The sequence below is a fragment of the Methylobacterium sp. BI1 genome (genome assembly GCF_056680125.1).
In genome coordinates this window covers 3,479,619-3,500,130 of sequence record NZ_CM155267.1, presented here as the reverse complement: position 1 = coordinate 3,500,130, position 20,512 = coordinate 3,479,619, and the positions used below count along the sequence as shown (strand labels likewise).

The window sequence follows — 20,512 nt, the reverse complement described above, 5'->3', positions numbered from 1 at the left end:
GGGACTTCACGCGTGAGGTTTCCAGGGTGCCGGTCGCTTCGGCCCGCATCGACGCCGGGCTCACAGGCTCTGCACGACCCGACCGATCGGCGCCTGCCCCTTCGGCCCCTGGCTCATCGACGCCCCACGTGCGGCGGACGGGCCGGCATCCAGGCGTTCGGCTTCGCGCAGGGTCAGGGCCCGAACGCGGCGGCGCAGAATCTCGGTGCGCATGGCATAGAGGTGCAGGGTGACGCCGAGGATCGTGAAGGCGAGGATCATCTCGAGCAGCGGGTAGAGCATGCTCGGATCGATGGACGAACCGCCCATACGCATGATCGAGGCCGGCTGGTGCAGGGTCGACCACCAGTTCACCGAGAACTTGATGATCGGCAGGTTCACCGCGCCGACCAGGGTCAGGATGGCGATGGCACGGGCGGCCCTGTTGGGATCTTCGATCGTCCGCCACAGGGCGATGATCCCGCAATAGATCAGGAACAGCACGAGCATCGAGGTCAGGCGCGCATCCCAGACCCAGTAGGTGCCCCACATGGGCTTGCCCCATAGAGACCCCGTCACGAGGCAGATGAGCGTGAACGCGGCCCCGATCGGCGCGGCGGCGCGCTGGGCGACATCGGCCAGGGGGTGACGCCAGACGAGGGTTCCGATGGCCGAGATCGCCATGGCGCCGTAGAAGAAGACGCCGAGCCAGGCCGCAGGCACGTGGATGTACATGATCCGTACGGTCTCGCCCTGCTGATAATCGGGCGGCACGACGAACCAGGTGAGATACAGACCGGCCACGAGGAGCAGGCCCGACAACCCGGCGAGCCAGGGCATCACGGGCTGGGTCCAGCGCAGGAAGTGACCGGGATGGGCGAGGCGTGTCCACATGGTCTCGCCCTCTAGCGCAGGGTGCGGTGCAGCGGCAATGCGTGGGTTACGCGCAGGAGGCGCGACCCGCTCACGTCCTCGGGTGATCAGCCACTGGACTGGAAACCTTCCAGCGGTGCCACCACGCAGCAGACGAGGCCGGTGGGACGGTAATCCAGCTCGATCGTACCGCCGACGGCACCGACAAGGCCGCGCTCGATCAGTCGCGATCCGAACCCCTTGTGCGTGGGCGGCGTGACCGGCGGCCCGTCCGCTTCGGACCAGATCAGCCGAACGGTCGCCCCGCCCGCGGTGCCGTCTGGGTCGAGGGTCCAGTGGACGCTGACCCGTCCGTCGGGAACCGAGAGCGCACCGTACTTGGCGGCGTTGGTCGCCAGTTCGTGCAGCATCAGGGCGAGGGCCAGGGCCGCCTTCGATCCGAGAAGGACCGGCGGGCCCGCGACCTCGAAGCGGCCGGGTTGCCGATCGTCGTGAATCGAGAGGGCGCCACGCATCACCGCCTCCATCTCGGCGCTCTCGTGCACCCCGGCGAGGAGGATATCGTGCGCCTTGCCGAGGGCGATGAGACGGGCGGCCAGGGCTTCCTTGGCGGCCTCGATGTCGGTGACGTTGCGCAGGGTCTGCGAGGCGATGGCCTGGACCATCGCGAGGGTGTTCTTGAGACGGTGGCTCAACTCCCGGTTCAACGTGCGCTGCTGCTCGTCGGCCTCGACGCGGGTCAGGCCGCCCCAGGCGCGCTCCGCCACCTCGCGCGCGAAGGTGATCTCGCCGGCGCTCCAGTCGCGGGGATGGCGATCCAGGACGTAGAGAATGCCCACGAGGCGGCCGCGCCGGAGGACCGGCACCTTGATCACGGCGCGCATCCCGAGCCGGGCATAGCCCTCCGGGTCGTCGACGCGTTCGGGCGTCGCCGCGATGTCGGCCACGCTGATGACGTCGCCGCGCCCCAGACGGTCGACGCTCGCGGCCAGGGTCGAGCGAGAGGCGGTCGGAAGGCCGACGGCGCAGGTCGGATCCGCGTCTCCCTCGGCGGTCCAGTCCGGGTTGAGGGAGGCGATCTGGCCGCCGGGATCGACCTGGGCATAGCCGGCCCGGGCGACCAGGAGGGTCCGGCCCAGGCTCTCGGCCGTGGCGGCGACCACGTCGGCGTGGGTGTGCAGGTCGCGCAGGCGGTCGCCGAGGGCGATCAGCGCCTCGCGGCGGGCATCGGCGCGCTTCTCCTCCGTGATGTCCTCGATCATCGCCGTGGCGTGGACCTCGCCGCCGAGGCGCTGCGAGACGAGGTTGACCCGTGCCCAGATGATGCGCCCGTCCATGCGGCGGTAGCGCTTCTCCAGGCGGAGCTGCAGGGTCTCGCCGGCCGCGAGGCGCTCGTGCAGCGCCGACCGGTCGTCGTCGTCCTCGGGCGGTGTCCAGCGGGCGAGGGAATGGCCGAGGATCTCGGATTCCGGCGCCCCCCAGATCTCGCAGAGCTTGGCGTTGACCGCGAAGGCGCGCACGGTCCGCGGATCGAACTGGACGATGCCGATATTGGCGCCCTGGAACACCGCGCGGAACTGGGCGCCGACGCGGTTGCGCTCGGTGAGATCGAGCATCGCGGCGATCATCCGCAGGGGGCTCCCGTCCGGGCCGCGGACCAGGGAGCCGCGGTCGAGGACCTCCGCGTAGGTGCCGTCGGCGCGCCGGAAGCGGTACTCCTGGCTCCAGGATTCGCCGCCGCCGGCGAGGGCGGCGCGCAGGCCGGCCTCGACGCCGGGGCGATCGTCCGGGTGGATCCGGGCGAGCCACCAGGCGTGGGTCGGCACGACCTCCGGGGGTGCCCAGCCGTAGGCTGTGGTCAGGGCGGCATTCCATTGGACGGCGCCGGTGGCGAGGTCCCAGTCGCGCAGGGCGTCGTGGGTGGCGCGCGCGGCGATCTCGGCCGACCGCGCCGCGGTGAGGTCCTGCAGGGTGCCGACGAGGCGGGCGGGGCGCCCCTGGTCGACCACCCGTCGCGCCCGCGCCTGTATCCAGCGAGGTCGTGTCGAGGTCGCGCATCGGACCGTGCAGTCCAGCGTCCCGGACCCCGCCGGATCGAGGGCCGCGCCGAACGCCGCGGCCAGAGCGGTGCGATCCCCGGAATCGAGGGTCGCGAGGAGGGTGTCCATGTCGATGACCGGCTCCGGCGCGGCGAGGCCGAGCAGGTGCCGGATTCCGGCGTCGCACCGGAGGGTGCGGGAGGCGGGGTCGTAGGCGAACAGGCCGAGGCCGGCCGAGCCGGCGGCGAGGCGCAGGAGCAGCGCCGCGTCGGCAGGATCGAAGGACGGGTCGTCGGAGGATGGGTCGTCGAAGGATGGCTCGTCGGACGACGGGTCGCAATTCGGCGCGCCCGCAGACGTCCGGTCCCCGGCGGCCGGGAGCGGCTCGTCCGGGGCCTGGCCGGGCTGCGGGTCTGCGGCGGGTTGGATCATCGGGGCAGGCGGAGGGGCGGAGCTCTGCGGAGGGGAGGGTCAGGCCGGTTCGGATGTGGCGAGTTCGCGCGGTGCGTCCGTCTCCCGCCGGTCGGGGGGCGGCTCCACCGCCACGAGGGCGCCGCCGGGATCGTAGACCGCACCGAGCACCGTCTCGTAGTGCCGCCGGACGACGCCGTGGCACTCGCAGGCGGCGGTCTCCGCCAGCACGCGGTTGCGGACGCTGATGCGACCGCGCCCGACCTCGATCAGGCCCTGCTGCTGCAGGGCCCGCAGGATGCGGGTGAGGTAGGTCCGCTGGACGCCCAGCATGGTGGCGAGGAGCTCGTGGGTCACCGGCAGGACGTCCGTGCCGATGCGGTCCTGCAGGGTCAGGAGCCAGCGCAGGCAGCGCGACTCGATCGGGTGCAGGGCGTTGCAGGCCACCGATTGCAGGACCTGGGCGAGCAGGCAGTCGGCGTAGCGGGTGAACAGGTTGCGCAGGGCCGGGGATTGGCGCTTGGCCTCCTGGAGGCGCAGGGCGTCCATGCGCAGGATCGGGCCGCCGATCTGGACCACGGCGTTCGTGGAGGCGGGCAGGAACCCGCTGCTGACGACGCCGCCCGCCGCCCCCTCGCGCCCCACCGTGGCGACCTCGGCGCTGCGGCCGTCGCGCATGGCGACGATGAAGGTCACCACCGTCTGACGGCACGGGAAGGCGATGGAGGTGACGTCGCTGCCGGCCTGGAACAGGGCTTCGCCGCGGTCCCGCGAGAGGCGATCGAGATGGGGGTCGAGAAGCGCGCGATCCTCGGGCCGGAGGCCGTCGAGGAGGAGGTTGCCCGTAGGTCGATCGGAGGCCGGGCCCATGCAGCGCGCTGTGTTCACCGTCTGTCTCTCCGGCCTCTAGCGCAGGGCCGTCGCATCCGTCTGTCTACAAGTAGACCCTTGGTGAGACAAATTTGTCGATTTGATGGGAACCCGGTGCAGGCATGCGCCAAATCGGATCGCAGCGTGGGCCGGACGCCGGGTCGGCCGCTGATCGCGCCTCAGCGCGCCTGGCCGGCCTCGTCGCCTTCGCCGATGCAGTCGAGGGCCCGCTCCACGGCCGTCACGGCGTCGAGGAGGTTCTGGACCGTGCGCTCGACCTCGCGGGCCGGGCGTCCCATGGCGGCGGCCCGGGCGCTCACGAGCTCCAGCTGCTCCAGCAGCGCGAAGAGATCGTCGGCGACGGCCACCACGTCGGTGACGACGACCGGTGGAGCGGCGGGGCGGCGGAGGAAGGGGAGGACGTTGCTCATCGGCACTATGTCTCGCGTGTTCGCGGGCAAAGCGCCAGCCTGTGCGGGCCCCGATTCCCCATCTTCACCCCGCGAACCGCCGCTTCCTTGCCGAGGTGGTGAGCATTTTCGTGGCACGGCGACATCAGTGCGGCAGGAACCGGCGACGATTCGTTAGCCTTGCGCTTGACGGGTGCGGGGCCCGGGCAGCACCACAGACACTGCTTTCGCCACAGGATCCACCCCGATGCGTCTCGCTTCCTTCGCCCTCGCCGCCACCCTCCTCGGCGGGCTCTGCGCCTGCAACAGCGACAGCCCGAGCGGGCGCAGCGGCATCTCGGATGCCTTCGACACCAGCAACTACCGCCAGTCCAGCGACACCAACGGGACCCAGACCCGCCGCGACGTCAACCGCCAGTACACCCAGCCGTCGATTCCCTCGATCGCCTTCCGCGGCAACTGAGCCGGCGGGCTTCGCCCCGGCGCACGGCCCGGACGCGGGGCGTGTCCCTCTCCCCCGTGTGGGGAGAGGTGAGGTGTGGGGGTGGTTGGGTGACCCTCAGCCGGCTGAGGCCAGCGGAGCCACCCCCACCTCCAACTCCCCCCACAAGGGGGAGGAGGGCCGCGCGCGCATCTCCCTCGCGCGGAGGAGAGGTTCGGCGTCGGGATAATGGGGTGACGCTCGGTCCGCGGAGGCTGGGGTCGAAACGGATTCCGCTCGTCCCTGCGAAGGGTTGCTGCGGGTAGGAGGCGCCCCCAAACCTTCTACCCTCATGCGGACGTTCCGGATCCGACCCAACCCCGCCATGGCGACTGACCCACGTCGTGCTTGAAAACGGACGGCCCTCACAACGCGCTTCGAGGCCGGCAGTACCCGGCACCTGACGCCTTACGATAGGTACTACTCCCTCTCGACGATCGACACTTTGCCGTCGCGCTCGACAATGGCGACTTCGACTTGGTCCATGTCGTCGAGGCCCTGCTGGCGAGCGGCGGTCCGCACGTCGGCCTGCTGCATCCGCAGGCGCCGCATCTGGGTCTCGTCCCAGTCGCCGTCGCGATAGACCACGATGGGCGTGCCATCGCAGATGCGCTCGAACCAGACGTAGCGCAGCTTCAGCCAGGACACGGCCACATGCATCAGGCCGACCGTGAAGATCGCGCTCATGGCGCCGACGAACGACTTGTCGTCGCCAAGCACGGCGCTGACGCTCATGCCGCCGAACAGGAACAGCACCACCATGTCGATAGGGGCCTGCTGGCTGGCGGTTCGGCGCCCGATGAGGCGGATGACGAAGAGGACGACGAGGTAGGCCGCCGCGGCCTTGAAGACGGTGCTCATGGCTACGGGACCGAGTACTGCGACCAGGACAGGGTCTCGCCCGCGTCCAGACGCGCCCACAGGTCGACGCCACCGCGAAAGCCGGGCGAGCCCGCGAACAGAACGGTGACCCGCTCCTGACCCTTCACCACCGGGAACTCCATGCGGATGCTGTCGGCGCCGGCCTCCCAGCGCGAGGGGCGGGGAATGATGCTCTCCAGCCCGAAATGGTCGGCGAGCCCCTTGGCCATGGTCACAGCGACCTTATCGCCGCCCGGCGGGACGCGGGTGTCGAACTGGACCTTGGTGGGGGCTCCGAACCGGACGACCGGCTCGTAGCGGAGCCTGATCGAGGCATCCGCGTTGGCGGCCTCGCGCTCGCTGAACAGCCCCTGGCCGAACGCCCCTAGGACGTTGGCGCCGACGAAGGCGACCATGACCCAGCGGCCGACGACCTCGGCCCGCCGCCACCTGTCTTCGAACGCCGGGTAGAAGCCGCGCGCAATCTCCTCGCGCATCGGCGGGTCGGGATGGATGACTTCCAAGATGTCTTCCCCGGGGCATGGGTATGGGCGGGACCGCCCTGGACGGGAGCCAAGTCGCCGGACCTGCCGTCGGGTCCCAGACGAAGCGCCGTGATCTGCGATGACGCGGGATCGTGATCGCTCTGTCCGGTCGGCGGGGCCGGATCACGCCCGCCGGAATGCGGCTGTGATCCGACTCGGTGACTCAGGCGGCCAGCGGATTGGCCTTCCGGATCCTTCCATCGAGCTCAACGTGAATCTCGTGACGGACCCCGTCCTTCGCTCCGACGACCTCGAAGTGCTTCGGCTTGCGCTTGGGCTCCCCCTCGACGGCGTAGCCCTCGGCCTTGACCGCGGCGAGCGCGGCGGCCGGGTCCGCCGGTCCGTGCTTGCCGTCCGCACCCTCGCCATCGGCCCCCTGAGGTTTCTTCGGCCACAGGATGTCGCGCGTCGTGCCGTCCGCGAGGGTGATGGAAAGCACCTTGATCTCCGAGGGCTTGCGCGCGCCCTGGATCGTGATCCTGTCGCCCTCGGCGATCGCGATGTCCTCGGCACCCTTCGGCCCCAAGTCGGCGAGGACCCGGCCGTCCTTGCCCTCGAGGGCGAAGCGGTGCCCGAAGACGGCCCAGACGGTGCCGGTGACGGTCTGCATGTCGTTCATTGGAAATCTTCCTCAGGATGTCGTTGCCGGCCTTGCGCACGGATTTCTCGCCGTGCCCCGGCGGGCCCTGTCCGTGGAGCGCCGATGGAAAGAGGCGCCTGGGCCTGCTGGGGTTGAGGGCTTTCTAGGCCAGAGCTCCCAACTCATCCTGAACCGGACCATTCAGCTCCCATTAGGGAGCCGCAACCCGTGTCGACATCGCGAAGCAAGCGGAAGAACGCTCTGCACCCCGCCGTGGCAGACTTCACCCACGCAGGCACCGGATGCGCGCATTCGCCACCGCATCGGGCGTAAGCGGCGCCGGAACCCCGGAGGCTGGGAGACACGCCACGCCCGGCAATCGGCGAATGTGCGGGCCAGACCTAGCCCGCCGGCATGAACCGGCGGCCGGAGCCTGCCGGGGATCAGCGCCCGCCGGCGCTGCTGTTCGGGATAGCCTGCTCGGGACGCCCGGCATTGCCGCCGGCGGCCGAGTCCGTCTCGATGGTGTCGGCGCCCGTCGCGCCGCGCGAAATGACGAGGTCGCGATCGTTACCGGTGCTGTTGGGCTCCCGCACGACGGTCGCGCCGTCGGTGCCGGGCTGGCGGAGAACCCGGTCGCTTTGTGCCATTGCCGGGGACAGCATCAGGGTGGCCAAACCTGCCAGGAGAAGCGTTTTCATGAAGGAGGACCTCAATCCGGCGTCCACGCCTTCGCGGACGACCGGGGATAAGCAGATCGCCCTCGTCGCGTTTCCGTCTCCCGGCTTCACAAGCGCGATATCCGTTCAAGACAGGTCCCGCGCCAGCTCCGATCAGCCTTTCGAACGCCAATGTCCGCTGTTCCGGACTCATCTTTCAAAGCGAACCGGCGGAAAACCACCCACCTCGATCTTAGATCGCCGCGGATCGAACGGCCGCGGAGCGGACCGTCCGAGGGTCCGAGAAGGGTCGAGTTCAACCCCGCGCGGGGCCAAGCGGGTCGGGTTTCGACCCGAGCGGAGCCACCCCCGCCTGCGCCTCCGCCCCACGAGGGGCGGGAGGCCGGCGCTCCCGCCCACAGGCCATCCCCATCAGTTCTTCGCCAGCGCGTCCGCGAAGGCGATCATGCGGTTGCGGGCGTAGGTCGGCAGGCCGGCGCTGATCGAGGTGCCGGTGTTGAAGGACGAGTTGCCCATCAGCACCTGGGCCGGGAGCAGGTTCTTGAGCACCGGCACGCGGGCGTATTCCTGCTTGCGGTCGAGGACGTCGCCCTTGATCGCCAGCGCCACGTAGGTGGTCACCACGGTCTTGGCCGGATCGCCCGGCATCGGCTGGAACACCGCCAGGAACTTGCCGAAGCGCAGGATCTGGTTGACCCAGAAGATCGTCTGCTCCAGCCCGCCGGTCACCGGCGTGTCGAGCTTGGTGAGGGTGCCGAGCGCCGCGATCTCCGCCGGGGGCAGGGTGCGCAATTCGCTCTGGAACGCGACGAACTCGGCGATCTTCTTCGAGGCCCCGTCCTCGAGCCGGTTGGCGAGCTTCACGCCCAGGGGCAGCTTGCCCTCCAGGTCGTAGCGCGACTCGATGCAGGTGGTGCCGACCTCGCACCAGGGCCGGTCCGGCCGCTTGGCGAAGGCGGCGGCCGGATCCTTGTTCGGGGTGGCGTCGGCCGGGTTCAGGGCCTTGTGCTTGATCACCGGGTCCATCTTGGCGACGAAGCCCAGGGTGGCGTAGGCGGCGAGGTCGATGCTCTCCGGGGGCTTGGCCACCACGAAGCGACCCTGCGCCACGTAGACCTTCAGGGTCTCGTGCCGGCGCTTGGCGACCCCGTTCAGGGTCTGCACGTAGTCGGGCTCGACGTAGCCCGGATGCGGCGCCAGCGCGGCCCGCTCGCCGGGGCGCAGCTTGCCCCAGTCGAGATAGGGCACGAGGCCGTTCTCCGGCTTGGCCGGATCGTCGCGATGGTCGGTGAACAGGATGGTGCCGGGCTTCAGGCCGGTGACGCCGGCCGCCTCGATGGCGGGCACGTCCTTGATCCGCTCCGAGACCGCCGGGTTGGCGGGCGGGCTCGCGGGCGGCTGGAGCTTGATGCCCTCCTGGGCGCGGGCCGGGTCGCGGGCAGCGCCCGTCAGGGCGAGGGCGAGGAGAAGGGTTGCCGGAAGTGGGCTGCGCACGTCGGGGCCTCGCAAGTCGGGAGGAGGAGGTCGGGAAGAGAAGGTCGGGAAGAGGGGGTCGGGAAGCGGGGCGGCGCGGGCCGCGCCCGGGGCGGAGCGCCCTCAGAAGCGCGGCTCGTCGCCGAACAGGTAGTCGGGATCGCGGCGGCGCTGGCGCGGCCGGATCTCCTCGTCGTCGCCGAAGGGCGAGCGCTGCGTGCCCGGCCAGGGCTGGTAGGTCTCGGACTGCGCCCGGCGGTTGCGGCGCTCGCCGTAGGGGTCGAGCAGATCGGCTTCGGGCTGCGCCCGTCTGGCGCCTTCGAGGCCGCCGAACAGGCCGCCGGCGACATCGGGGGCCTCGTCCTCGGCGCCGAGGTCGCCGTCCTCGGGATCGGGCCGCATGGCGGTCCGGGTCTCGCGCGGCAGCAGCTTGTACTGGGTGTCGGCCATCCGGCCGTCCTTGATCCGGAAATGCTCCAGGACGCCGCCGCCGTCGACGCGCTGGCCGCTGCGCGGATCGATGCTGGCGTCGAGGAGGTCCTGGCGCGCCTCCGGGGAGGGCGGGGCCAGGGTGGTGCGCGGCACGCCGTTGGCCCAGGCCGCCTGGAGGATCGTGCCGGCGATGGGCACCGCGAGGTGGCCGCCGGTCTGTCCGCGCCCGAGGGTCCGGCGGGTGCCGTCGGCATTGTCGTAGCCGACCCAGACCACGATGGTGATCTCGTTGGTGAAGCCGGCGAACCAGGCGTCGTTCTCGTTCTCGGAGGTGCCGGTCTTGCCCGCGATGGAGGACGAGAACCGGCTGAGCGCCGCGGCCGTGCCGTGGTTCGTCACCCCCTGCAGCATGGTCTTGAGCTGGTAGAACGCCACCCGGTCGGCCGAGCCGATCCGGGTCGGGGCCCGGGCCTCGCGGGTGTAGAGGGTCTTGCCGTCGCGCTCGACGGATTCCAGCGCGTAGGGCGCCGGGCGGGCGCCCTCGTTGGCCACCGCGGCGTAGAAGGCCGCCAGGTCCACCATCCGCACCGGCTGGGCGCCGAGCACGAAGGGATAGTAGCGCTCGCACTCGGCGTAGATCTGCGCCTCCAGGGCGAGGTCGCAGACCTTCTGCAGGCTGGCCGGCGCCTTGTCGGCGATGCCTCCCTGGAGCAGGCGGGCGGTGACGAGGTTCTTGGAGAATTCCAGGCCCCGGCGCAGGGTCGTGGCCCCGGCCCCCGTGCCCTCGTAGTTCTTCGGCGACCAGGAATCGCCGACCCCGCCGATGGGCGGCAGGGTGATGGCGGAATCCAGCACCAGGGTGTTGGGCTGCAGGCCCGCATTGAGGGCGGCGAGGTAGGTGAGGGGCTTCAGGGTCGAGCCCGGCTGGCGCACGGTCTGGGTGACGCGGTTGAGCTGGCTCACCGGATAGGAGAAGCCGCCCGCCATGGCGAGGATGCGCCCGGTCCGGTTCTCCAGCACCAGGGCGGCGCCCTGGACGCTCGGGCGCACCCGCAGGTCGGCGCGCGGCACCTTCGCGTTCGGGTCGCGCAGCTTCACCCGCACCACGTCGTAGGGCTGGAGCTTGCCGCGGGCCGGCCCGGGCTCGAGGCTGGCGGTGCGGCCGTCGGCGAGGCCGACCTTCGCGGTGCCGCCGCGCCCGGTGTCGAGGACCACGGCCAGCGGCCAGTGCACGTCGTAGAGGACCGGGCGCGCGGTCTCCAGCGCCCGCTGCCAGGCCGGCTTCGGGCGCTCGACCTTCGGGGAGGCCTGGGCCACCGCCTTCTCCGAGGCGGCCGCGGCCTTCCCGGCGGCGGCCGCCGCCCGGCGCTCGGCCCTGGTCTTCGGGACCGGCGTCCCGGTCAGGTCGGCGTTCGGGGCCGGATCGGCCTTGGGGGCCGGTTTGACCGGATCGCCCGTGAGCAGGGGGACGCCCAGGGGCGAGGCCTCGGCGGCGGGGACCGCGGCCTCGAGCTTGCGCACGGCCTCGGCGAGGTTGAGCTCCGGCCCCTCGTAGCGGGCGCGCCCGGTGGAGCGCTCGTAGGTGGAGAGCCCCTCCTGCAGGGCGGTCTCGGTGGCGGTCTGCAGGCCGGCATTGAGGGTGGAGCGCACCACGTGGCTGGCGGCGGTGAGGGAGTCCACGCCCGCGAAGGTGCGCACCTCCCGGGCCAGGTGGTCGACGAAGTAAAAACCGGAATCCCGCCGCGTGGCGTCGATCGGCTTCAGGCCGAGGGGCGCGTTGGCGGCCTCGCCGAGCTGCGCCTCGGTGATGACGCCCTCCTCCTTCATGCGCGCCAGCACGTAGGCCCGGCGCTCGCGGGCCCGGTCGGGATACTTGTCGGGGCTGTAGAAGTTCGGGCCCTTGGGCATGCCGGCGAGCAGCGCGGCCTCCGGCACGGTGAGCTGGCCCACCGATTTGCCGAAGTAGCTGCGCGCCGCCATCTCGATGCCGTAGGCGCCGCGGCCGAGATAGATGCCGTTGAGGTAGAGTTCCAGGATCTGCGGCTTGCCCAGAATGTGCTCCAGGCGGGAGGCCACGATCATCTCGCGGATCTTGCGCTCGTAGGTGACGTCGTCGCCGACCGAGAGGTTCTTGACCACCTGCTGGGTGATGGTGGAGCCGCCGGCCGGGCGGCCCGGGGAGGCGAGGTTGCCGATGAAGGCGCGGATCACCCCGCGCTCGTCGATGCCCCGGTGGGTCTCGAAGCGCTTGTCCTCGGCCGCCACGAACGCCTTCTGCACCATCACCGGCACCTCGGCGATCGGCACGCTGAGGCGCCGGCCATTGGCCTCGAAAGCCTCGGCGTAGCGCTTGCCCGCGCCGTCGAGGATGAGGCTGGCGCCGGGGAGCTTGCGCTCCTTCAGGGCCTCGGCCGAGGGCAGGTCGGCCACGGCCTTGTTGTAGAAGGCGATGACCTCGGCCGCGTCGAAGGGCGAGTCCTTGGGGTTCTCGCCCTTGCAGAACTGGCGGTAGCTGACGTTCAGCTCGCCGATGTCGAGGCCGTGCAGGATCTTGGGGGCGCTGGCGCCCGCCACCGCGCTCGGGTCCTCCATGGCCGTGGAGATCAGTTCGTCGAGGTTGATGTCCTCGATGTCGAAGGCCTTGCGCATGTGGGCGCAGCCGTCGCGCAGGATCTGCACCACCTGGGCCTTGTCGGCCACGGGATCGAACTGCGTCTTCACCGCGTCCGGCCGCGTCGTGACCTGACTGAGCGTCAGCGCCGTGGCGAACAGCTTGATCAGGATGATGTTCATGCGGGCCGGGATACCGGAGGTTGGGTCGTGGCGGGGCGGGAGCCGCACGGGTCATAGCCGAGGCCGCGCGCCGGAGCGTGGCAGATGCGCTGCATAAGGCGGCTGATTTAAGGACGGGACGGCCACGCTTGGGGCGTTGCGGCAGGGCCGGGCGCACGGCCAGGCTCCGGGTCGCGCGCCCGCCCGCGCCTACGGCAACGCTTTCGCACGGGGCCGCGTTGTGGCCCGGGGCGCCCGCCCCCGGGGATGACGGCATGATCAAGGACCTGTGGTACAAGAACGCCGTCGTCTACTGCCTGTCGGTGCGGACCTTCCTCGACGGAAACGGCGATGGGATCGGCGACTTCGCCGGGCTGGAGCGCCGGCTCGACTACCTCCAGGGCATCGGCATCACGGCGATCTGGCTGATGCCGTTCCAGCCCTCGCCGAAGCGCGACGGCGGCTACGACATCACCGACTATTACGGCGTCGACCCGGATTACGGCTCGCTGGGCGACTTCGTCGCCTTCACCCACGCGGCCAAGCAGCGGGGCCTGCGCGTCCTCATCGACCTCGTGGTCAACCACACCTCGGACCAGCATCCCTGGTTCCAGTCGGCCCGCTCGGACCCGGATTCGCCCTACCGGGACTGGTACGTCTGGTCGAAGACCAAGCCGCCCCACGCCGACGAGGGCATGGTCTTTCCCGGCGTGCAGACCACCACCTGGACCCGCGACGCCAAGGCGGGGGCCTATTACTTCCACCGCTTCATGCCGTTCCAGCCGGATCTCAACACCGCCCACCCGGCGGTGCGGGCCGAGATCCAGAAGATCATGGGCTTCTGGATCCAGCTCGGCGTCTCGGGCTTCCGCATGGACGCGGTGCCGTTCGTCATCGCCAAGAAGGGGCCGGAGGTCACGGGCGAGCCCGACGAGCAGTTCGACATGCTGCGCGACTTCCGCGAGTTCCTGCAATGGCGCCAGGGCGACGCCATCATCCTGGGCGAGGCCAACATCCTGCCCAAGAAGGACCTCGACTATTTCGGCGACGACGCCGACCGGCTCCACATGCTGTTCAACTTCCAGGTCAACCAGGCCCTGTTCTACGGCCTCGCCGCCGGCGACGGGCGCCCCCTGGCCAAGGCCATGCGCAAGACCTGGAACCGGCCCGATTCCGCCCAGTGGGCGGTGTTCCTGCGCAACCACGACGAGCTCGACCTCGGGCGCCTCACCGAGGCCCAGCGCCAGGCGGTGTTTTCCGCCTTCGGGCCCGAGAAGGGGATGCAGCTCTACGACCGGGGCATCCGGCGCCGCCTCGCCCCGATGCTCGGGGGCGACCAGCAGCGCATCGAGCTCGCCTATTCGCTGATGTTCACCCTGCCGGGCACCCCGGTGCTGCGCTACGGCGACGAGATCGGCATGGGCGACGACCTCTCGCTCAAGGAGCGCGAATGCGCCCGCACGCCGATGCAGTGGAGCGGCGAGGCCCAGGGCGGCTTCACCAAGAGCGAGACCCCGACCCTGCCGGTGATCGACCACGGCGCCTACGGCTTCGACCACGTCAACGTGGCGCGCCAGCGCCACGACCGGGGCTCCCTCCTGAACTGGATGGAGAGCGTGATCCGCACCCGCAAGGAGGTGCCGGAGATCGGCTGGGGCGACTTCGCGGTGATCGAGACGGCCTCTCCGGCGATCCTGGCGATCCGCTACGACTGGGAGGGCAACTCCGTGCTCTGCGTGCACAACCTCGCGGGCACGCCGATGGAGATCGAACTCTCGGCCGGACTCGAGGGGCCGGAGGGCCACCTCCTCGTCGACCTCCTCACCGGCCGCCGCTGCGAGGCGGACGCCGAGGGCCGCCACTGCCTGATGATGGAGCGCTACGGCTACCACTGGTTCCGCGTCGGCGGCCTCGACGCGCCGCTGAAGCGGCGGGTGGGGTGAACCGGTCTCCCTGTCACGCCCCAGCAGCACCAGACTGACGGGCTGCAGCTGACCACAAGGCACAGTCGATCCTTCGTATGTGGAAGACACCACGGAGGTCCGGCATCCCACACTTGCAAACACCACGAATGATCGATACGTTTAACGTATCGCGTACAAAACCCATGATCCAGAGCTTCGCAGACAAGCACACCGAGGCGCTCTTCGATGGTGGCCCCTGCCATCGTCAGTGGCGCGCCTTTGCGAAGGTTGCGACCCGCAAGCTCGATATGCTCGACGCGGCGACCACCCTGGACGATCTGCGCTCACCGCCGGGAAACCGGCTGGAGCTTCTGAAGGGAAACCGCGCCGGCCAGTACAGTATCCGCATCAACGATCAGTGGCGGATCTGTTTTGTCTGGACGGAGCAGGGCCCGGAGCACGTCGAGATCGTCGACTATCATTGAAAGACCGCACAGGAGATCGGCCATGGCCCGCATCCGCACCCATCCCGGCGAAATCCTCGTGGAGGAGTACCTGACGCCGCTCGACCTCTCCGCGCGGTCCTTCGCGGCGGAGATCGGGGTCCCGGCCAATCGCGTCTCCGAGATCATCCGCGGGCGACGCGGCATCACCGCCGACACCGCGATCCGGCTCGGCGTCCGGTTCGGAACCACGCCTCAGTTCTGGCTCAACCTGCAGAACGCCCACGACCTCTCGAAGGCGCGGGCGACGGTGGACTACTCCGGCATCCGGCCCCGCGAGGCCGAATCGGCCGCGCCGTCCTGAGGATCGCCCGAGGCGCTACTTGTTGCGCCCGAGCAGCACCAACCAGCCGATCCCGATCACGCAGACCACGGCGCCGACGGTGATGAAGGCGGGCGTGCCGAGGTCCATGAAGCGCGGGGCGAGCTGCGTCGCGAAGGCGGCGACGATGAGCGCCACCGCGATGCGGGCGGCGGCGCGCTCGATGCCGCGGGTGAGCTTCTCGATGCCCTTGAGCTCGATCTCGACGGTGACCCGGCCCTGCTTCAGGCGCACCAGCATGAGGTGGATCAGGGTCGGCAGCTCCGAGGCCGCGCCGAACAGGCCCGCGCCCACCGCCTCGACCTTGCGGGTCAGGCCCTTGATCGAGAACTGCGAGGCGAGCTTGCGCTTCACGGTGGGGCCGGCGGCCGAGAACAGGTCGAAGCCGGGGTCGAGCTGGCGCATCACGCCGTCGGCCGTCACCAGCCCCTTGAACAGGATGGCGAGGTCGGTGGGCATGGCGAGGTCGTTCTCGCGGGCCATGGTCATGAAGTCGGTGAGCAGCGCCCCGAAATCGAGGGTGGCGCCGGTGTGGCGGGCGACGAAGGCCTGCGACGAGGCCTCGAGCTTGGTCAGGTCCGGGTTGCTCGAGCCGCTCCAGTCGAGGAGCACGGCCATCAGCCCGTCGGAATCCTCCTTGAGCATGGCGCCGATCAGCATCAGGAGCTGGGTCCGCCGGCGCTGGGACAGGCGCCCGATGATGCCGAAGTCGATGAAGCCGATCCGGTTGTCCGGCATGATCAGCATGTTGCCGGGATGCGGGTCGGCGTGGAACACGCCCTCGATCAGGGCCATCTGCAGGAAGGCGTCGGTGCCCTTCTGGGCGAGCAGCACCTTGTCGTAGCCGGCGGCGTCCAGGCGGGCATGGTCGTTGGGCGGGATGCCGTGCACGAATTCCTGCACCAGCACCCGCTCGGAGGTCCATTCCCAGTGGATCTTGGGCACCACAATGTCGTCGCGGTCGGCGAAGATCGCCGCGATGGTCTCGCAGTTGCGCGCCTCGTTGATGAGGTCGAGCTCGCCGTAGAGGCCGCTGGCGAGGTGGCGCATCTGCTCCTGGGGCTGGTAGCGCCCGAATTCCGGCCACTCGTCCACGACGATGCGGGTGGCGTGGCCCATCAGGCGCAGGTCCGCCTCGATGGTCTTGCGCAGGCCCGGGCGCAGCACCTTCACCACCACCTCCTCGCCCGTCTGCAGGCGGGCGCGGTAGACCTGGGCGATGGAGGCGGCGGCCAGGGGCGTGGTGTCGAACTCGGCGAAGACTTCCAAGGGGGGAGCCCCCAGATCCTCCTCCAGCTGGGGCCGGATGCGCTCCCAGGGGATCGGCGAGACCTGGCTGTGGAGCTTCTCCAGTTCCTCGGTCCATTCCGGGGTCAGGAGGTCGGGCCGGCTCGCCAGGATCTGGCCGAGTTTGACGAAGGTCGGACCCAGGGTCTCGATCGCCCGGCGCACCCGCTGGGGCTGCGACAGGCGGGCGATGTCCACCTGCGGCGTTCGGCGCTTGGCGAGGCGCGCCACCTGGGCGAGGCCGAGGCGCTCGACCACCTTGGTGACGCCGAAGCCGATGAGGACGGACGCGATCTCCCCGAGGCGCTGCCGGTCCCGTGCGGCGACGAAGGCGGTTTTCAGCATGTGCGCAAGGGGCCCGGATGGGGAAGGGGACGGTGGCTCGCCCGGCGAGGCGTGCGGCCGGACCGTGGTTAAGGCCCCGTTAGGCCCGTGGCGAGGCCGAAGTTTGACCGTGGGTCCGCGGAATGCGCGGCGGATTCGCGCCCGCACCGATCTCGGGCTAGACAGGCCGCCACCGGCGCCGCGGCTTCGCGCGCGCTCACGCCCACCCCGCGCTCCGGCGGCGCCGAACCCTCGCGCCGCCGCGGCGCCATCCCGCGAGACCAGCGATGCCAGGCACGCCCCGCGCCGGAATCATTCCGGTGACCCCCTTCCAGCAGAACTGCACCCTGATCTGGTCGGACGAGACCAAGGTCGGCGCCGTGGTCGATCCGGGCGGCGACCTCGACCGGATCGAGGCGGCGATCGCCGCCCAGGGCATCACCATCGAGAAGATCCTGCTCACCCACGGGCATATCGACCATGCCGGCGGCGCGGCCGAGCTGCGCGAGCGCCTCGGCGTCCCGATCGAGGGGCCGCACGAGGCCGACCGCTACCTCCTCGACAGCCTGCCGGAAACGGGCGCCAATTACGGCCTCGACGGCGCCCGCGTGGTGACGCCGGACCGCTGGCTCGCCGACGGCGACGTGGTCGAGGTCGGCGGCCTGGCCTTCGACATCCTGCACGCACCCGGGCACTCCCCCGGCAGCGTGGTCTTCATGAGCCGCGACGCCCGCTTCGCCCTGGTGGGCGACGTGGTGTTCAAGGGCTCGGTCGGCCGCACCGACCTGCCGGGCGGCAACCACGATCAGCTGATCCGGGCCATCAAGGACAAGGTCCTGCCGCTGGGCGACGACGTCGCCTTCATCCCCGGCCACGGCCCCACCAGCACGCTCGGCGAGGAGCGCGTGTCGAACCCGTTCCTGCAGGATTAGCGTCCGCAGGCGCCGCATGTCGGGTCCGGGCTCGCCCGCGGCGCCCCGGTCCGGCACCCTTGACCCATCGTTAAAGTCCGCCCCCCATCATCCCGTCGTTTCCAGCCTCCCGGAGCGCCGGAAACGATGCATTTCCAGTGGGAAATGCTTATATTGCCTGGGTCAAGAAGAAACGCAGGCGGCGGGGGCCCGGCCTGGGCCGGCCAGCCCCGCCCGGGCCGGCAAACCCGGCCTGAATGCCCGCCTGCCCGAGGAAGTTCATGTCCGACAGTTCCCACAACCTCGCCGCCGATGCCTACGGCGCGGAATCCATCCGGGTCCTCAAGGGCCTCGACGCGGTGCGCAAGCGCCCCGGCATGTATATCGGCGACACCGACGACGGCTCGGGCCTGCACCACATGGTCTACGAGGTGGTCGACAACGCCATCGACGAGGCGCTCGCGGGTCACGCGGACCTCGTCACCGTCACGCTGAACGCCGACGGCTCGGTCACGGTCTCCGACAACGGCCGCGGCATCCCCACCGACATCCACAAGGAGGAGGGGGTCTCGGCGGCCGAGGTCATCATGACCCAGCTGCACGCGGGCGGTAAGTTCGACCAGAACTCCTACAAGGTCTCCGGCGGCCTGCACGGCGTCGGCGTCTCGGTGGTCAATGCTCTCTCGCAATGGCTCCGCCTGCGCATCTGGCGCAACGGCAAGGAGCACGCCATGGAGTTCCGCCACGGCGACGCGGTCTCGCCGCTGATCATCGTGGGCGACGGCAACGGCCGGCGCGGCACCGAGGTGTCGTTCCTGCCCTCCACCGACACCTTCACGATGATCGAGTTCGACTACGCGACGCTGGAGAAGCGCCTGCGCGAGCTCGCCTTCCTCAATTCCGGCGTGCGCATCGTCCTCACCGACGCCCGCCACGCCGAGCACAAGCGCGAGGAGCTGTTCTACGAGGGCGGGATCGAGGCCTTCGTGCGCTACCTCGACCGCTCGCGCAAACCGATCGAGGGCATGCAGAAGCCCGTGATGGTGCGGGCCGAGCGCGACAACATCCGCGTCGAGGTCGCGTTCTGGTGGAACGACTCCTTCAACGAGACCGTGCTGCCCTTCACCAACAACATCCCGCAGCGCGACGGCGGCACCCACATGGCCGGGTTCCGCGCGGCCCTGACCCGGCAGATCACCGGCTATTCCGAGTCCTCGGGCATCGCCAAGCGCGAGAAGATCTCGCTCACCGGCGAGGATTGCCGCGAGGGCCTCACCGCCGTGATCTCCGTGCAGGTGCCGGACCCGAAATTCTCGTCGCAGACCAAGGACAAGCTCGTCTCCTCCGAGGTGCGGCCGGCCGTGGAGAACGTCCTCAACGAGGGCCTCTCGAACTGGCTGGAGGAGAACCCGGCGCTCGCCCGCTCGGTGATGGCCAAGGTCATCATGGCGGCCTCGGCCCGCGAGGCGGCGCGCAAGGCCCGCGAGACCGTGACCCGCAAGGGCGTCCTCGACATCGCCTCCCTGCCGGGCAAGCTCGCCGACTGCCAAGAGCGCGACCCCTCGAAATGCGAGATCCTGCTGGTGGAGGGCGACTCCGCCGGCGGCTCGGCCAAGCAGGGCCGGGACCGGACCTTCCAGGCCGTTCTTCCGTTGCGTGGAAAAATCCTCAACGTCGAGCGGGTGCGCGCCGACCGGATGCTGTCCTCGGCCGAGATCGGCACGCTGATCACGGCGCTGGGCGCCGGCATCGGCCGCTCGTCCACGGACCGCGAGGGCTTCAACCCCGACAAGCTGCGCTACCACCGCATCATCATCATGACGGATGCCGACGTGGACGGCTCGCACATCCGCACCCTGCTGCTGACCTTCTTCTTCCGGCAGATGCCGGAGGTGATCGAGCGCGGGCACCTCTACATCGCCCAGCCGCCCCTCTACAAAGCCGCCAAGGGCAAGTCGGCGCTCTACCTCAAGGACGAGCGGGCGCTGGAGGATTACCTCATCGACGCCGGCGTCGAGGGCGCCGTGCTGCGGCTGGCCTCCGGCACCGAGTTCGGCGGCGCGCAGCTGAAGTCCCTGGTGGAGGAGGCCCGCCAGTTCAGAAGCCTGATGCAGGCGCTCCACACCCGCTACGACCGCGCCGTGGTCGAGCAGGCCCTGATCGCCGGCGCCTTCCGGGCCAATGTCGACGAGAACGCGGCCGAGGCCGAGGTGCTGGCCGAGGAGGTCGCCCGGCGCATGGACCGGATTGCCGACGACATCGAGCGCGGCTGGGAAGGCTCCGTCGCGGAGGGCGGCTACGTCCTCAGCCGCACCCTGCGCGGCGTGCGCCAGGTGGCGACCCTGGACGCGGCGCTGCTGGCCTCCCAGGAGGCCCGCCGCCTCACCGACCGGGCGGAGGCCCTCCGCGAGATCTACGACCAGCCCGTCACCTACGCCCGCAAGGGTGACGAGACCACCCTGCACGGGCCCGTCGGCCTGTTCGAGGCGGTGATGGCCTTCGGCCGCAAGGGCCTGCAGCTCCAGCGCTACAAGGGCCTCGGCGAGATGACGGCCCAGCAGCTCTGGGAAACCACCCTCGACCGCGACGTGCGCTCACTCCTGCAGGTCAAGGTGAAGGACACCCAGGACGCCGACGACCTGTTCGTGAAGCTGATGGGCGACGTGGTCGAGCCCCGCCGCGAGTTCATCCAGGACAACGCCCTCAGCGTCGCCAACCTGGACGTCTGAGGACGGCGGCGTCGATGTCCGCTTCGAGACCTCGGAGCCGAAACGATGCGCGCCGGCGCCGGGTCGCGAGCGACCGGCCGCCTTCCGGGCAGGCCGGGGGGCGATGCCCCGGGCTTTCCGGCCTGC

Annotated in this window: 17 protein-coding genes; 6 read left to right on the top strand and 11 right to left on the bottom strand. The window is 70.3% G+C overall.

Annotated elements, in window-relative coordinates:
* Positions 1-60: 60 nt before the first annotated feature.
* The 4 genes from AC1MGR_RS16490 to AC1MGR_RS16475 form a co-directional block, all read right to left on the bottom strand.
* Entirely contained in the window at positions 61-873 is an 813-nt protein-coding gene (locus tag AC1MGR_RS16490) for a heme ABC transporter permease (protein WP_480232280.1), read from the bottom strand.
* Between the two features lie 86 nt (positions 874-959).
* The gene (locus AC1MGR_RS16485; RefSeq protein WP_480232279.1) at positions 960-3,323 is read right to left on the bottom strand and encodes a PAS domain-containing sensor histidine kinase; all 2,364 of its coding nucleotides are present in this window, start codon (positions 3,321-3,323) and stop codon (positions 960-962) included.
* Positions 3,324-3,362: 39 nt separating this feature from the next.
* The gene (locus tag AC1MGR_RS16480; protein ID WP_108037246.1) at positions 3,363-4,172 is read right to left on the bottom strand and encodes a Crp/Fnr family transcriptional regulator; all 810 of its coding nucleotides are present in this window, start codon (positions 4,170-4,172) and stop codon (positions 3,363-3,365) included.
* Between the two features lie 179 nt (positions 4,173-4,351).
* Positions 4,352-4,603 (bottom strand): hypothetical protein, encoded by a 252-nt coding sequence (locus AC1MGR_RS16475; RefSeq protein ID WP_480232278.1) that lies wholly within the window; start codon positions 4,601-4,603, stop codon positions 4,352-4,354.
* 226 nt (positions 4,604-4,829) lie between these two features.
* On the opposite strand from AC1MGR_RS16475, the gene AC1MGR_RS16470 reads away from it, so the two are divergent.
* A complete protein-coding gene (locus AC1MGR_RS16470) occupies positions 4,830-5,045 on the top strand; it encodes a hypothetical protein (RefSeq protein WP_108037244.1) in 216 nt (71 codons plus the stop codon).
* Positions 5,046-5,483: 438 nt separating this feature from the next.
* On the opposite strand, the gene AC1MGR_RS16465 is transcribed toward AC1MGR_RS16470, so the two are convergent.
* The 6 genes from AC1MGR_RS16465 to AC1MGR_RS16440 all read right to left on the bottom strand — a co-directional run bounded on the left by AC1MGR_RS16465 (position 5,484) and on the right by AC1MGR_RS16440 (position 12,427).
* Complete coding sequence (locus AC1MGR_RS16465; RefSeq protein WP_108037242.1) at positions 5,484-5,924, bottom strand: YetF domain-containing protein; 441 nt, start codon at positions 5,922-5,924, stop codon at positions 5,484-5,486.
* 2 nt (positions 5,925-5,926) lie between these two features.
* Positions 5,927-6,448, bottom strand: a complete 522-nt coding sequence (locus AC1MGR_RS16460; RefSeq protein ID WP_108037240.1) for a hypothetical protein — start codon at positions 6,446-6,448, stop codon at positions 5,927-5,929.
* A 184-nt stretch (positions 6,449-6,632) separates the two neighbouring features.
* Positions 6,633-7,088, bottom strand: a complete 456-nt coding sequence (locus AC1MGR_RS16455) for a hypothetical protein (RefSeq protein WP_480232277.1) — start codon at positions 7,086-7,088, stop codon at positions 6,633-6,635.
* Between the two features lie 404 nt (positions 7,089-7,492).
* A complete protein-coding gene (locus AC1MGR_RS16450; RefSeq protein WP_108037476.1) occupies positions 7,493-7,750 on the bottom strand; it encodes a hypothetical protein in 258 nt (85 codons plus the stop codon).
* A 390-nt stretch (positions 7,751-8,140) separates the two neighbouring features.
* On the bottom strand, positions 8,141-9,223 hold the full coding sequence (locus AC1MGR_RS16445) for a hypothetical protein (protein ID WP_480232276.1): 1,083 nt from the start codon (positions 9,221-9,223) through the stop codon (positions 8,141-8,143).
* Between the two features lie 102 nt (positions 9,224-9,325).
* The gene (locus AC1MGR_RS16440; RefSeq protein WP_480234820.1) at positions 9,326-12,427 is read right to left on the bottom strand and encodes a penicillin-binding protein 1A; all 3,102 of its coding nucleotides are present in this window, start codon (positions 12,425-12,427) and stop codon (positions 9,326-9,328) included.
* Positions 12,428-12,681: 254 nt separating this feature from the next.
* Here AC1MGR_RS16440 and AC1MGR_RS16435 point away from each other — a divergent pair, with 254 nt between their 5' ends.
* The 3 genes from AC1MGR_RS16435 (at position 12,682) to AC1MGR_RS16425 (ending at position 15,117) form a co-directional block, all read left to right on the top strand.
* Entirely contained in the window at positions 12,682-14,349 is a 1,668-nt protein-coding gene (locus AC1MGR_RS16435) for an alpha-amylase family protein (protein ID WP_480232275.1), read from the top strand.
* Positions 14,350-14,513: 164 nt separating this feature from the next.
* Positions 14,514-14,795 (top strand): type II toxin-antitoxin system RelE/ParE family toxin, encoded by a 282-nt coding sequence (locus tag AC1MGR_RS16430; protein ID WP_480232274.1) that lies wholly within the window; start codon positions 14,514-14,516, stop codon positions 14,793-14,795.
* Positions 14,796-14,817: 22 nt separating this feature from the next.
* Complete coding sequence (locus tag AC1MGR_RS16425; RefSeq protein ID WP_480232273.1) at positions 14,818-15,117, top strand: HigA family addiction module antitoxin; 300 nt, start codon at positions 14,818-14,820, stop codon at positions 15,115-15,117.
* 15 nt (positions 15,118-15,132) lie between these two features.
* Here AC1MGR_RS16425 and AC1MGR_RS16420 read toward each other — a convergent pair whose 3' ends face one another.
* Positions 15,133-16,767, bottom strand: a complete 1,635-nt coding sequence (locus tag AC1MGR_RS16420) for an AarF/UbiB family protein (RefSeq protein ID WP_108037228.1) — start codon at positions 16,765-16,767, stop codon at positions 15,133-15,135.
* Between the two features lie 266 nt (positions 16,768-17,033).
* Here AC1MGR_RS16420 and AC1MGR_RS16415 point away from each other — a divergent pair, with 266 nt between their 5' ends.
* Both AC1MGR_RS16415 and gyrB read left to right on the top strand, forming a co-directional pair.
* Entirely contained in the window at positions 17,034-17,678 is a 645-nt protein-coding gene (locus AC1MGR_RS16415; protein ID WP_108037226.1) for an MBL fold metallo-hydrolase, read from the top strand.
* Positions 17,679-17,938: 260 nt separating this feature from the next.
* A complete protein-coding gene (gene gyrB / locus AC1MGR_RS16410) occupies positions 17,939-20,386 on the top strand; it encodes a DNA topoisomerase (ATP-hydrolyzing) subunit B (RefSeq protein ID WP_108037224.1) in 2,448 nt (815 codons plus the stop codon).
* Positions 20,387-20,512 lie beyond the last annotated feature (126 nt).